Consider the following 14,013-nt stretch of genomic DNA (forward strand, 5'->3'; position numbering starts at 1 on the left):
AAAATCCAAAATCGATTGACCAAGTTTCGTTAGGATGTTGTAATCTGGGCAATAGCGACTTTCTATTGATGTGACCCCAGGCGTAGGCGTAGCCCGCACTTCGGCTGCGCTCAGTGACCGTCGGAGACATCGCTTTTTCACATCTATGACAACAACCATCGACTTTCTCAGTCACCTTAACCCCAGCCAACGTCAAGCTGTCGAACACTACTGCGGCCCATTGCTAGTTGTTGCTGGCGCAGGTTCCGGTAAAACACGAGCGCTGACTTATCGCATTGCAAATCTAATTCTGAAACACCGTGTCGATCCAGAAAATATCTTGGCGGTTACTTTTACGAATAAAGCCGCGCGGGAGATGAAAGAACGGATTCAACGGCTGTTTGCCGAACAACTGGCGATGAAACAACACGGTCAGCGATTGGATTTGTTGACAGAATACCAACAAACACTACTGCGATCGCAAGTTTACAAAAACACAATCAAAGACTTATGGTGTGGCACTTTCCACAGTCTATTTTCTCGCATTCTCCGTTTTGATATTGAAAAATATGTAGACGAAAAAGGACGCAAGTGGAATCGCAATTTCTCTATCTTTGATGAATCAGATGTTATCAGTCTGATCAAAGAAATCGTTAATAAAGAGCTAAATTTAGACGATAAGAAGTTTGATGCCCGCTCTGTCCGCTACGCTATTAGTAATGCTAAAAACCAAGGTTTATCGCCCCAAGAATTTGAACGAGACCAACCCAATTATCGCGGACGGGTAATAGCCCAAGTTTACAATTTATATCAAGATAAGTTAGCACAAAACAACGCTCTTGACTTTGACGATCTGATTCTTGTACCTACGAGATTATTTCAACAAAACGAGCAGGTATTGGGTTATTGGCATCGCAAATTTCGTCATATCCTCGTAGATGAATATCAGGATACTAACCGTACTCAGTATCAACTGATTAATTTATTGGTTACTAATGGCGAAACCAGAAAGAGCGAATGGGAATGGGAAAATCGCTCAGTTTTTGTTGTCGGTGATGCAGACCAATCAATTTACAGCTTTCGGATGGCAGATTTCACCATCTTGCTAGGATTTCAGGAAGACTTTGGCGATGGTTTGGTAGATGATGACACCCGGACGATGGTTAAGCTAGAAGAAAACTATCGTTCTTGTGAAAACATTTTACAAGCGGCTAATGAACTGATTGAAAATAACACCCAACGGATTGATAAAGTTCTGAAGGCGACGCGGGGAACGGGTGAACAGATTACTTGTCACAAAGCCGATGAAGAACTTGCAGAAGCAGCATTTGTAATTAATCAAATTAGCACTTTAAAAAACCAAAATCCAGAGTTAGACTGGGGTAGTTTTGCCATACTTTATCGGACAAATGCCCAATCTCGCCCCTTTGAAGAATTGTTGGTGAAATATCAAATTCCTTACACAGTTGTAGGAGGAATGAGATTTTACGATCGCAAAGAAATTAAAGATGTAGTAGCTTATTTAAGAGCGATCGCTAACCCAGCTGATACAGTCAGTTTATTACGAGTCATCAATACTCCCCGGCGGGGAATTGGCAAAACCACTATTGACGCTTTGGTAAACGCATCTGGGCAACTAGGAACAACTTTGTGGGAAATACTCAGCGATGAAACATCAGTTAATACATTAGCTGGACGGGCGACAAAAGCTGTAAATAACTTTGCCGAAATGATTAGCCGTTGGCAAGGACAAGTCGCTACACTTCCGGTAACTGAGGTTTTGCAAGGAATATTAGAAGACTCTGGTTACGTTCAAGACTTGATGAATCAAGGCACAGATGAAGCCACAGATCGGGTACAGAACGTTCAGGAACTTTACAACGCTGCGCTGCAATTTCAAGAAGAAAACGAAGAAATTTCCTTGCGAGACTTTCTCAATAGTGCTGCCCTCAGTTCCGATTTAGATAACTTAAAAGAAGGGCAAACAGCCGTTTCTTTAATGACTTTACACGCTTCCAAAGGTTTGGAATTTCCTGTAGTGTTTCTGGTGGGATTAGAACAAGGACTATTTCCTGGCTTTCGTTCGCTAAGTGACCCCGCATCTTTGGAAGAAGAACGCCGCCTGTGTTATGTAGGGATTACTCGCGCCCAAGAAAGGTTATATTTATCACACGCGCGGGAACGTCGTTTATATGGTTCTCGCGAACCTGCGGTGCGATCGCAATTTCTCGACGAATTGCCAGAAGAATTACTAACTACTCAACGCCTGAGTCGCCAAAGTTATACCAAAAGTGCCTCTACTCCGAATGGAAAGCAAGACACGAAGCAGAATTGGCAAGTAGGCGATCGAGTATTACACAAAACTTTTGGTCTTGGTGAAATCACCCATGTTTTCGGAACGGGTAATAAGATGTCTGTAGCAATTAAATTTTCTGGCTTAGGACAAAAAATTGTTGACCCCAGAGTAGCACAGCTGCAACGAGTAGAGTAATACCAATTTGAAAAAAGAATGCGACAAATAGACCATTTGTAGAGACGCGATTCATCGCGTCTTTACCCAAGGATGTGTTGCAATCATTAATTGAATTGGTACAAGGGGTATATAAACGACCAGATAGACTATATTTTGATGGTGCGTTGCTACAGAACAAGCATTTATAGCTCCAGAACATGCTGGACTAACTAAAACTTGTTTATTTGTAACTCCAGAACGTGCTGGACTAACTAAAACTTGTTCATTAATAAGTCAAATAGAAGTTTTATTAACTAAAACTTCTATTTGACTTATCATTTCTGAACTTCTTATAATTAATCATTAAGTTGATTAAATCCAACTTTAGTTTTACTTATCTAAGAACGAGTTATTTGTAACTAAAACACCAACATTTATAAGTTGAGTTTAAGTTGTATTAACTCCAGCTTCTTCTGAACTTATCAAAGGATGAGTTTTTATAACTTATTGTTTTTCATATTTCAATTTCTTCAAAGTGTTCAACAGTGGGAAATGGCTCATAAAAATGATGCAGAAGTTTTTTCCACTCTTGATACTCAGCAGAACTTCTAAATCCAACAGTATGAGATTCTAAAGTTTCCCATCTGACAAGTAATAAGTATTTCCCGTTGACTTCTATACATTTATGCAATTCATGGGATAAATATCCGTCCATTGAGGAAATAATTTTAGAAGCTTTTTTGAAAGTAGTTTCAAAATCAAATTCTAGACCAGGTTTGACATGAAGAATAACTGCCTCAAGAATCATAAAATTTCTATGTTAAGTAATATTTCGCCAACGCTATTGCTATCTCGGCTCAATGCCGTTTTTTTGTGACAAAAGGATTTTCCTGTAACTCCTTCATAGTAAAGTTTTTAAGCTTTGCTGTGCGGTGAAATATGTCTTCTCAATATTTTATCCCAATTAGGTTTTACCTAAAACTCTAGCCTTAACCTAGTCTTAACTCGTATTTGAACTACATTGTGTTATATACTATTTCAATGTAGTGCAAAGTAGTGCAAAAACTAGCACAAACTTTAAACTGTAACAATTGAAATCTTATTTCAAGAAACAGATTCTCAAGACAATTGGCTTAGTTAGGTTGATTTTTTTAGATTGGCTTAATTTTTAATGAAGAATTTGAGATATACAGGCTTTTGTTTTACTTTAAATACAAAAGATGAAAGTAACCGCTCAATAAATCGGGGCGAACTACCAGTTCAGGAACGAGTTTACGCCATTTGAGCCTTGTCACTGAGCGATTTACCCCGGATTATTAAGCGGTTACGAAACCAGTCTAAGTAGATGTTGCATTTCTTTGAACTACCTATCTAGGGTTTTCTCCGCTGGCAGGGTTACTCATAGATGACACCTCTGCCAGCGAATATCTCTGAATCAAACTTATAACCGAGGGGATTAATATGGCAGACATTATTGGAGACAACAGCAATAACACTCTAATTGGCACGTTTGAGAATGACGCTATCCTTGGTCAGGGCGGTGATGATAACCTCTTTGGTCGGGGGGGCAATGATGACCTCTTGGGTGGGGCTGGCAATGACTCGCTTAATGGCGAGGACGGCAATGACCTTCTCAATGGTGAGGACGGCGAGAACACCCTACTTGGTGGGTTGGGCGATGATGTCCTCCTTGGTGGATCTAGCAATGACCTTCTCGATGGCGAGGATGGGGACGATCAACTCCTTGGCAAAGGCGGTGACGACACCCTGCTTGGTGGGTTCGGTAATGATGCTTTCCTTGCTGGGTCTGGCAATGACCTTATCGAAGGCGGGGACGGAAATGACCGACTCGCTGGAGAAGACGGTAAAGACCAACTCTTTGGTGGGGAAGGGGTTGACACCCTCAATGGCGGGGCTGGCGATGACCAGATTGATGGCGAGAATGGCGATGACAACTTGATTGGTCAGGCTGGCGATGACACCCTCCTTGGCGGGGCTGGCCATGACCGACTAGAAGGAGGGGACGGGGATGACAAAATCTTTGGTGGGACTGGCAATGATACTGCTGACTATTCAAATAGCACTGCCGGTGTCACCGTCAACCTGGCGACTGGAACCGCCAATGGAGGGGCTGGGAATGATGTCCTGTTTAATATCGAACAAGTCTTTGGTTCTGGTTTCAAAGACTTTCTAATTGGCGGGCGCGGTAATGATTCCCTCTTTGGTAGAGGTGGCAATGACCTGCTTGATGGTGGAGTTGGCAATGACCTGCTTGATGGCGAAGAAGGCGACGATACTGTCCGTGGTGGGGCTGGCGATGACACCTTGCGTGGTGGGACTGGCAATAACCAACTCTTGGGTGGAATTGGTGTTGATACTGTTGATTATTTCAGTGCCACTTCCGGAGTCACGATTAACCTTGCCACTGGAACCGCTACAGGGCAGGGCAGGAGTGATGTCCTGTTGGAGATTGAAAGAGTCGTTGGTTCTAGGTTCAATGACACCATCCTTGGCGGAGCTGCCAATGACTTCTTCATCAGTGGTGGGGACGGGAATGACTTTGTCAATGGTGAGGCTGGTAATGACCGCCTCTTTGGCGATAACGGCAATGACACCCTCCTTGGCGGGGCTAACGACGACTTTATCAATGGCGGGTACGGCAATGACTCCCTGCTTGGCGGTAGCGGCATTGACATCCTGCTTGGTGGGGCTGGCAATGACTTTCTCAATGGTGAGGACGGGAATGACAACCTCATTAGTAGAGAAGGCAATGATACCCTGCTAGGCGGCAACGGCAATGACGCCTTGCTTGGTGGGGATGGCGATGACCAACTCCAAGGTGGAGGCGGGGATGACCAACTCTTTGGTGGGACTGGCATTAATACTGCTGACTATTCAAATGCCACTGCTGGAGTCACCGTTGACCTTAGCGCTGGAACTGCCAGTGGGGGAGATGGCAATGATGTCCTGTTCAATATCGAGCAAGTCTTTGGTTCTAGTTTTAGCGACTCCCTGATTGGAGCAGGCAGCAGTGATACCCTTTTTGGCAGAGGCGGCAATGACACCTTGCTTGGTGGAGATAGCGATGACTTTCTTGATGGTCAGGAAGGTAATGACCTCGTCTTGGGCGAGGATGGGAATGACAGCCTGTTTGGCGGGGCTGGCAATGACCAAGTCGAAGGAGGAGAAGGCAATGACACCCTCGGTGGCGGGGTCGGCAATGACATTCTCCTTGGGGGGCCTGGAAATGATGTCTTCATAGGCGTTGATACTAATGGTTCTGATTCTCCTGGATTAGGGGAGGTTGATACCCTAACTGGAGGGCCTGGGGAAGATAAGTTCTTACTTGGAGATGCTACTAATGTCTTCTATGACGATAACAACAGTGGAAGTAGTGGTTTGGCAGACTACGCTACCATCAGTGGCTTCAACTCCAACGAAGATGCAATCCAGCTCAAAGGAACAGTGGGAGACTATCGCTTGCAGACTGTGGGAGCCGATACAAGGGTATTTTTGGACAACTCAGGAGAGCTAGATGAACTCATTGGTGTTGTGCAAGCATCGCCTCTGAAGCTTGATAGTGACGACTTCCTGTTCTACGAGAAAGAAGATGCTGGACAAGGGACAAATAACACACTAGCTACTGCTGAGAAGCTAGGTACTTTAACATTAGGTTCAGAAGTTAATACCTCTGCTCAACTGGCAACGCTTCCAGGGAACAAGCCTGATTTCGACTTTTTCACATTTTCTTTAGCCAACCCAGGAACTGTGACTATCAACACGCCGACTTATAACAATAACTATCCAGTTCTCGGCCTATTTAATAGTGCCGGTAACTTACAGAGTTCCAGTAGTTCTCAATCAATCACCGCTTCACTAGGGGCAGGTACTTACTCCATTTCAGTAAGTGATTATGATTACTTCCCTCAAAATGGCGGGACTTTCAGTTCTGGCTATTTTAATGCTGGTTCCTATACGCTAGGAGTCACTGTAGCCTAAAGACAAATAGTACTAAGAAAAGCGGAAACAGTTGCCAATTAAGAAGTTTGCAGTTGTTTCCGTAATTCTTGTCGAGGTTTTGTCATGAAGGGGTAGGCTTTGGGGCGGCGTTTTTGAACTCACTCGTGGTTCCCTGCGTGCAGGACGGTCAGTAACGACTTTGTGAACGATAATTTTGATTGTTCTGCTCATTCATAAACCTGCCTTGAAAATAAGGCAGGGCTGTTTCATTCGATCTCTTGGAGATTTTGTCAAGAGTATGAATCATAAATTTGCATGAGTGGGAAAAACAAAAACTACCACTTCAATCGATAAATTTAAGTGCTAACACTAATCAAAAGCAGACTTGACATAAGAAACTGCAATAGGCGTAATTTTTTCGACAAGATTATTAATCACTACTCGTTCATATTCAGTCCAAATTCTGGGATGACCAAAAATACATGGTTGTAAAATTCCCCAGAGTTGCCCATCCTGGCGGATATGGGCATGAATAAGGGCACGATGTCCAAAATACTTCTGTTCAAATTCCCGATTTAAAACCTGAGAATCAGCTGTTTCTACATCTTCTACAAAGATTGAAGGTTTAGCACGTAGCGCAGCAGCAAACATCGGATCTTCATCTGTTACAGATGGGGGTTGTGTTGCCCATTCTTCATTATAAACAGTAGGTACATCTGGAGTACGAATCCAACAAAAGGCAACTCTACCAAGGTTATTCTGTGGATTGTGCAGATATAGAAAACATCTATCAGACTGTAAAAAATCGCCTATAGCTGGTAACAGTGCAGAAAATATAGTATCTGGTGTTTGAGATGATTCAACAATATTTTTGAGTGCAGAAGGAAGTTCTTGCTGAGTCATATAACTAAGCTGATTTTAATTGAATAATCCCTTTATCAAAAACGCGATTATTAGTAGCGATCGCACTTATTTCTATTCTATCTTTATACACTTCATAAGAAGCAAAACTTAAGTCACTGGTAGAATATCCTGTCCACTCAGAACGCCCTACAGGACGATTACCAGCACCCGCACCACAAATTAAATAAGTTGTCCCATCAATAGCACGAGTGCGTTCATAATTATGCTCGTGACCATTGATGTAAAGTTGAACGCCGTATTTTTTAAATAGGGGAGTAAAAGTTTTAATAAAATCTGGATTATTCCCATACTGACCCGATGAATAAATCGGATGATGACCAAACACTACTTTCCAAGGAGCATTACTAAGACTTAATTCTTTTTCTAACCAACTTAGCTGATTTTTCCAATCAGCATTCCCGTTAGTATCTAAAGCGAAAAATTGTACTTGATTACGTTTAAATGTATAGTAACGTCCCTTCATATTAAAGCCAGCATACTTGACTTGTGGATCGCCATTTTCAGTACGAATATCGTGATTACCTAAACAAGCCTGAAATTTCACACCAAGCTTTAGTAAACCTTGATAGGGACGTTCAAAAACTGCATTAATTTTCTCAATCTCGCCGTTATTGTAAATGTTGTCTCCAGCTAAAACGACTAAATCATAAGGATTTTTCTGATGATACGCATTCATCGCTCTAGCCACAGCATACTGTCCTTTAGCGCCAGTCCCCGTATCTGCAACAGACACAAAACGTAATAACAAGTCTTTTTTGGCTGGGTTAGCGGCTATAGCTGTTGTTGAGTCGCTAATATCAGCACTTTGATGATTTTGATGAGTAAACATCCAGGCTAAAAATCCTGTACCAATGGCGCTGAAGCTACTTAAAAATAAAAATTGACGGCGTTTCAGGTTCATAACTCACCAAATTTAATAAATAGTCAGTTTAGCTGAAGCAATGTGCAATGTAGTGATACATTAAGGCAAAAGAAGGCAGCACCAGTAATAATGTACGTTGTTTGTCTTTGATTCGCTGCTTTTGGTGAAAGTTCCATGTCACAAGACAATCAGTCAAAACCGACGGATAAGCAAGTAACTCAACCTCCCCAAAAACCTTACCAGAGAGTTCAGCCATTTTGGAAGGCTAAAATTATCCAACTTCTCCAAGGGACGATTGGGGTTTTAGAAGTAACTGTGGAAAAACTGGAGACACCACCCCCACCTGGTACTGAGGAAAAACCTGGTTTTTTTCAGCAGCTTCAGTTGCGGTGGGGTGGATTGTTAAGGACAATCCGCTTGTTTTTACCATCAAATTTGTCAACAAAGTTATCAGATACAGCTTTGACAGGAATTGTGACTGGAATTGCTGTAATTCTCATTTGGACAACTACGACTATCTTTACTGGGAAACCTACGGAAATAGCAACTGTTCCCCCAGTTGAAGAGGTTCCGATACCAACACCAACGATAACTACTCCACCGGAATCAGTCGCACCAGAACCACAGCCACCAGAAGAAATTACGCCACCGCCAGAAGCACAAATTACCCCACCAACACCAGAACCAGAACCAATTCCTACGCCAACGCCAATCCCAACACCAACACCGACACCCATCATAGAATTGACACCTGAACAAGCTTTGATTGCGGCTATTGAAAATCAGGTAGCTGAAATTAGCGATCGCGTTGCCTCTGGTCTGATAAAGTCAATTCAAGCCAACTTCCGTACAAGTAACTTGACTGTCAAAATTAGTAACGATTGGTACACTCTCAATGAATCTCAGCAAGACAAACTAGCTGCGGAAATATTACAACGCTCTCAAGAACTTGATTTTACCCATTTAGAAATTCTCGACTCCCAAAATCAGCTAATAGCTCGTAACCCAGTTGTTGGGACTGAGATAGTAATTTTTAAACGGCAAACAGCAAGTTAAAATAATTCGTAATTCGTAATTCGTAATTCGTAATTCGTAATTTTGAGTTGAACTTTAAGTATTTATGTTAGACAACGTTTCGCTATTGCTGAAAGCTTGTGAAAATTTAAATATCAGCTATGAAATTCTTCATCCTTCGGAAAATTTAGTCAAAATAAAATTGAATAGTAAACAGCATTATTTTTGTAACTATAGTACTCCCTTACTTAATCAAGCAGTAGCACACCTGCTCAAAGACAAAGAATATACTTATCATGTTTTAAATAAAAAAGTTAAACTTCCTCTGACAGTGGGTTTTCTTTCCCCTTTCTGTGACATCAAATATAAGATTTACTTAAAATTTCCAACTATTCAAGATATCGTATTAGAAATAAAAGAAAACTTTGAAACACCAGTAATTATTAAAAGAAACTCTGGTGCAAGCGGACATAATGTCTTTTTGTCTAAGAATCTAGATGAAATTGAAACTGCTTTAAAAGAAATTTTTACTATTAATCATAAATATGATTACGTCGCTCTTGCTCAAGAATTTATTCAGATCAAATCTGAATATAGAGCGGTTTTCTTAAATAAAGAGTTAGTTTTGCTCTATGAAAAAGATATAACTGATGCGAAATTTATCGGTAATCTCAGTCCTCTACACTGGGATGGTGCGAAAGCCAAGTATATTAACGATCCACAAATACTATCAGAGATTGCTAATTTTGCTCAACCAGTTTTTGAAGAATTAGACCTTGATTATGGTGGTTTTGATATCGTATTAGATCGAGATAATCAATATTGGTTAATTGAAATCAACTCTCACCCCAATTTTGGCATTTTTATTAGAGACAATGGAGAGGAGCATGTGTTGAAAATTTTTGAAAAAATGCTCGTTAGCCTAGCCTCAAAATAAAAAATTGGCATTGCATAATTAAAGTATGAATTTAAGCGTAGGCGTAGCCCTTCTCCTGTCGGAGACGCTGCGCGTAGCTTACTTCCCCAAAGGGGTACGGCTGCGCTCAGGAACCGCCCGTCGTAGACATCGCAGGAGCAATGTTCAAGGTCTGCATCAACTCATATCCACGTCAGCCACGCAAGCTTAACCCTCTTGTGTGACTGCAAGCAGATAGAGTTTTTAGAAAGTAGAGGTGTATCAAGTGAAGTTAGATCCTAATCAAAATTATACCTTTAGTAAGTATTTTGAAAATGGTTATTATTCAGAAGACTTAGCTGATTATTTCGGGTATAAGTTAGTCTTAGTTAATTTAATGTTACCACTATATCAAGGAGAGTTAGATAGGTTAGCTGAACTAAGAGATAGAATTACTGAAGTACTGCCTTATGTACCTTTAACTACGGAGTTGGCAAGAAGAGAAGTAATAATATCTAAGGTAGTCTTAGAGTTAATTCATTATACAAATGTTCAGATTAGAATTGAATTTGGCATCAAAGTTTCTAATCTACTTCAGGGAAATTTAGATTATCTAATTAGAACTTATCAAACAAATCAATTGTTAGTAGTTGAAGCTAAATATGAAGATTTAACTAGAGGATTCACTCAATTAGTTGCCGAAATGATAGCGTTAGATCAGTGGGAAGAATCTCCTGCAATTACAGAGCAACCTATTTTGATCGGTTCTGTAACTACAGGTAAGATATGGCAGTTTGCTAGATTAGATAGAGCAAACAAACATTTTGAATTAGCAATTAATAGTTATAGAGTTCCAGAAGATTTAGAAGAAATAATGCGAATTCTCTTAGCAGTCTTAAAATCAGAATAGGCGTTCTAGGAAGACATATTCAAAACACTAATATTTTCATAAACGCCAAAATTCACTACTTTGATTAGCTAATATATCGGTTTGCAATTGAGTCCAATACAGACCTAATCCCTAATCCTAACCCTTGTAGTGTTGGAGAGTAAAACTCTTAACTCCAAACTCCAAACTCCAAACTCCTAATTTCTAACTCCCCACTCTCATTGCTTGAGTTGGTATCCATACAGTAAAAATCGAGCCAATACTTACAGTTGATTCTACTTCAATTCGACCTCGATGGAGTTCCACGAGTTGTTTAGTTAAAGCTAGTCCAAGTCCGGTGCCTTCGTAGCGGCGGCGATAGGGTGTATCGAGTTGCTGAAATTTCTCAAACAGTAATGGTAATTGTTCTTCGGGAATGCCGATTCCGGTGTCTTCCACTTGAAAAATAGCAGTATTATCTTCCACCCAAAGACGTAAGGTAACGCTGCCACTTTTAGGGGTGAATTTAATCGCGTTAGTTAACAGATTCCAAAGAATTTGTTCTACTCGTTCGGCATCGGCGGTAAAGCGATCGCACCTGGGATCGATTTGCAAATCAAGGATGAGATTAATTTGTTCGATCGCTGCTTTTTTTTGCAGTGACTTCAGAGCATTTTCGGCAACATTTACTAAAGAAAATTCCGAAATATTTAAAGCTGTTTTACCAGCCTCGATTTGCGATAAATCGAGGATGTCATTAATCATTGCTAATAAATGTTCTCCACTGTCGTGGATAGTTTGCAGATAACCCCGTTGTCGTTGGCTCAATTCACCCAAAGGCCAGCGTAATAACGTCGAAGACATCCCAATCACATAAGTTAAAGGCGTCAGCAATTCATGACTGATAGTAGCGAGAAACTCACTTCTAATTCGGCTAGCAGCTTCGGCAGCGAGGAGAGCATCACGCAGGGCCATTGTCCGCTCAATAACTCGTTGTTCGAGATTTTGTTTTTCTTGGGTGAGAGTTTGCATTAACTCAGCTTGGTGAATAGCGATCGCTAATTGTTCTGCGATCGCAACCAGCAAGCTTTTTTCGCTATCATTCCATTGGTATGGGCGATCGCACTGATGAGCAATCAGCAATCCCCACAGTTTGTCCTCAAACATTATCGGTGCAGCTAACTTAGCCCTAACTTGGCATTCCCTTAAAAAATTCAACAAACATTCTTCTAGAGCATAAGTTTTTTCGACATCATCCACAGCCAAGGTAAAACCTTGCTGATACTTCTCCCAACACTGAGAGGTTCGGATAAAGCAATTTTTTTCCGTGTAATTCAACACCGATGTAATAGCATCTGTAGCACGAGCTTCATAGACAATATAACCTCCATACTTTTGGCAATCTCCTAGTAGAGGTTGATTATTTGTTGATATAAAAGGCGAGTATCGATCGTTGTTTTCGTGTATAGAAAAATAGATTTCGGTAGATTCCCTAACCGATAGTTCCATGTCTGTTGTCAGTGCCCTTTCATTGAAGGGAATAGTATCAGACTGGTATGGTTGAGTATTTACTTGTGAAGCTGCAAATTTATAAATTACTAATCTGTCTAATTCCAAAAACTCACGTACCTGTGTAATTGCCGTTGCCATAATGACCGGCAAATCTAGGCTTTTGCGGATCTGCGTTGTTACCTGGTTTAACAACCGCTCTTGGGAAATTTGTTTTTTTAAAGCATCTTCCACTGGCTGACAGATATAAACTGCTGGCCCAATTGGGCTGGGAGATGCTATTATTTCTTGGTTTGGCTGAGTTAGGAGATATTCTAATAACAACAGCGTAAATTGACTTTGGAGCGTGGCATCATTGGGTTTAATAATTTGCTGATAGCGTTTGAGATTTTGGTGAGTATAAGAATCGCACTCAAACAAGTCTCTCAACTCGCAGACAAAAGAAGCGATCGCCTCCAAATTAAACGTCAACTGAGCATTGATTTCTGAGTAAATTCCTTGCCCCTCTATTTCCCTGCTTCCTTGCTCAAATGTTCCTACCAAAAGGGCGCTAAACTGCTCAGAAACCACTAATGTAAACCTTTGCCTTTGCCACTCCACAGGTATGTAAATCCGCGCCAACGTAGCTTCTGTCAGTATCAAAACGGCACTTCCCACCGTTTGAGCCATTTGTTCTAACAACTCCCCAAGCTGATTAAATACAACAATAGGCAAGGTTCGAGAAAAGCTCAAATCAGGAGAACTAAGCATTTTCAATCATTTTGGTAAGAGAGGGCACAATCCAGGGAAAAAAGTTTGTTTTGATTATGTACTAACCAATAACTTAAAACGGTAACACAGGATTATGCATCGTATAAGTAGCACATCGGGTGGATGGAATCAGTCAGAAGGTATAATTTTTTTAGAACAAACCCCCGCCCCTTTTGTCTTGATTACGGCTGCTGATACCGACATTCAAACCTTGGCAGCTGCGGTGACAAAATTACCCCCAAGCTTTCCGGCATTAAGAGTCGCCAACCTATTGCAGTTGCAGCAACAATTAAGCATAGATACTTATGGCGAGCAAGTTTTAGAATTTGCCCAAGTAATTATTTTGCGCTTATTAGGAGGACGTTCTTACTGGGGTTATGGCTTAGAAGTAGTGCAAGAAATTGTGCAACGTAATGGTATAACCCTCATTGTAATGCCAGGGGATGACGCTTTCGATCCCGATTTAATTTCCCAGTCTACCGTGCCTTTGGGTATTGTTAACCAGGTATGGCAGTATTTTAGCGAAGGCGGCGTGGCAAATTTCGTTAATGCTCTGCAATTTATCTCCAATAGGTGCTTATTAACTGCATATAATCCCCCATTACCTCAACCGATTCCGCGCGTGGGATTGTATGAGTGGGGAGTGGAGGGGCAGGGGAGCAGGGGGGCAGGGGAGCAGGGGAGCAGGGGAGAGTTAGAACTTCGTTCATCCACCTTTGAACTGGATAAATCCACCTCAGATACTCGTTCATCCACCTTTGAACCGGATGAATCCACCTCAGAACTCCGTTCATCCACCT

9 protein-coding genes and 1 pseudogene are annotated in these 14,013 nt (G+C 41.3%); 6 read left to right on the top strand and 4 right to left on the bottom strand.

Annotated features, from left to right (window positions below; all coding sequences use genetic code 11):
* Positions 1 to 145: 145 nt before the first annotated feature.
* Positions 146 to 2,470, top strand: coding sequence for a DNA helicase PcrA (gene pcrA / locus RMY64_RS32130; protein WP_322702155.1), 2,325 nt, complete (start codon positions 146 to 148; stop codon positions 2,468 to 2,470).
* Positions 2,471 to 2,945: 475 nt separating this feature from the next.
* On the opposite strand, the gene RMY64_RS32135 is transcribed toward pcrA, so the two are convergent.
* The gene (locus RMY64_RS32135; RefSeq protein WP_322702148.1) at positions 2,946 to 3,239 is read right to left on the bottom strand and encodes an antibiotic biosynthesis monooxygenase; all 294 of its coding nucleotides are present in this window, start codon (positions 3,237 to 3,239) and stop codon (positions 2,946 to 2,948) included.
* Between the two features lie 653 nt (positions 3,240 to 3,892).
* On the opposite strand from RMY64_RS32135, the gene RMY64_RS32140 reads away from it, so the two are divergent.
* Positions 3,893 to 6,430 carry a calcium-binding protein gene (locus RMY64_RS32140; protein ID WP_322702149.1) on the top strand — a complete coding sequence of 846 codons (2,538 nt, stop codon included), beginning with the start codon at positions 3,893 to 3,895 and terminating at the stop codon, positions 6,428 to 6,430.
* 330 nt (positions 6,431 to 6,760) lie between these two features.
* Here RMY64_RS32140 and RMY64_RS32145 read toward each other — a convergent pair whose 3' ends face one another.
* Together RMY64_RS32145 and RMY64_RS32150 are read right to left on the bottom strand one after the other, a co-directional pair.
* Entirely contained in the window at positions 6,761 to 7,294 is a 534-nt protein-coding gene (locus RMY64_RS32145) for a GAF domain-containing protein (RefSeq protein ID WP_322702150.1), read from the bottom strand.
* A gap of 4 nt (positions 7,295 to 7,298) precedes the next feature.
* Entirely contained in the window at positions 7,299 to 8,216 is a 918-nt protein-coding gene (locus RMY64_RS32150; protein ID WP_322675208.1) for a metallophosphoesterase family protein, read from the bottom strand.
* Positions 8,217 to 8,351: 135 nt separating this feature from the next.
* Here RMY64_RS32150 and RMY64_RS32155 point away from each other — a divergent pair, with 135 nt between their 5' ends.
* From RMY64_RS32155 to RMY64_RS32165, 3 genes are all read left to right on the top strand, one after another.
* A complete protein-coding gene (locus RMY64_RS32155) occupies positions 8,352 to 9,233 on the top strand; it encodes a hypothetical protein (RefSeq protein WP_322691426.1) in 882 nt (293 codons plus the stop codon).
* A 64-nt stretch (positions 9,234 to 9,297) separates the two neighbouring features.
* Positions 9,298 to 10,128, top strand: a complete 831-nt coding sequence (locus tag RMY64_RS32160) for an ATP-grasp domain-containing protein (protein WP_322702151.1) — start codon at positions 9,298 to 9,300, stop codon at positions 10,126 to 10,128.
* Positions 10,129 to 10,372: 244 nt separating this feature from the next.
* Positions 10,373 to 10,996 carry a hypothetical protein gene (locus RMY64_RS32165; RefSeq protein WP_322702152.1) on the top strand — a complete coding sequence of 208 codons (624 nt, stop codon included), beginning with the start codon at positions 10,373 to 10,375 and terminating at the stop codon, positions 10,994 to 10,996.
* A gap of 183 nt (positions 10,997 to 11,179) precedes the next feature.
* Here the strand turns inward: RMY64_RS32165 and RMY64_RS32170 are convergent, their stop codons facing one another.
* Positions 11,180 to 13,213 carry a GAF domain-containing sensor histidine kinase gene (locus RMY64_RS32170; protein ID WP_322702153.1) on the bottom strand — a complete coding sequence of 678 codons (2,034 nt, stop codon included), beginning with the start codon at positions 13,211 to 13,213 and terminating at the stop codon, positions 11,180 to 11,182.
* Between the two features lie 94 nt (positions 13,214 to 13,307).
* On the opposite strand from RMY64_RS32170, the pseudogene RMY64_RS32175 reads away from it, so the two are divergent.
* A pseudogene (locus RMY64_RS32175) lies at positions 13,308 to 14,013 on the top strand (cobaltochelatase subunit CobN); the annotation flags it as partial.

Source organism: Nostoc sp. DedQUE08 (genome assembly GCF_034530895.1).
Taxonomy (GTDB): Bacteria; Cyanobacteriota; Cyanobacteriia; order Cyanobacteriales; family Nostocaceae; genus Nostoc.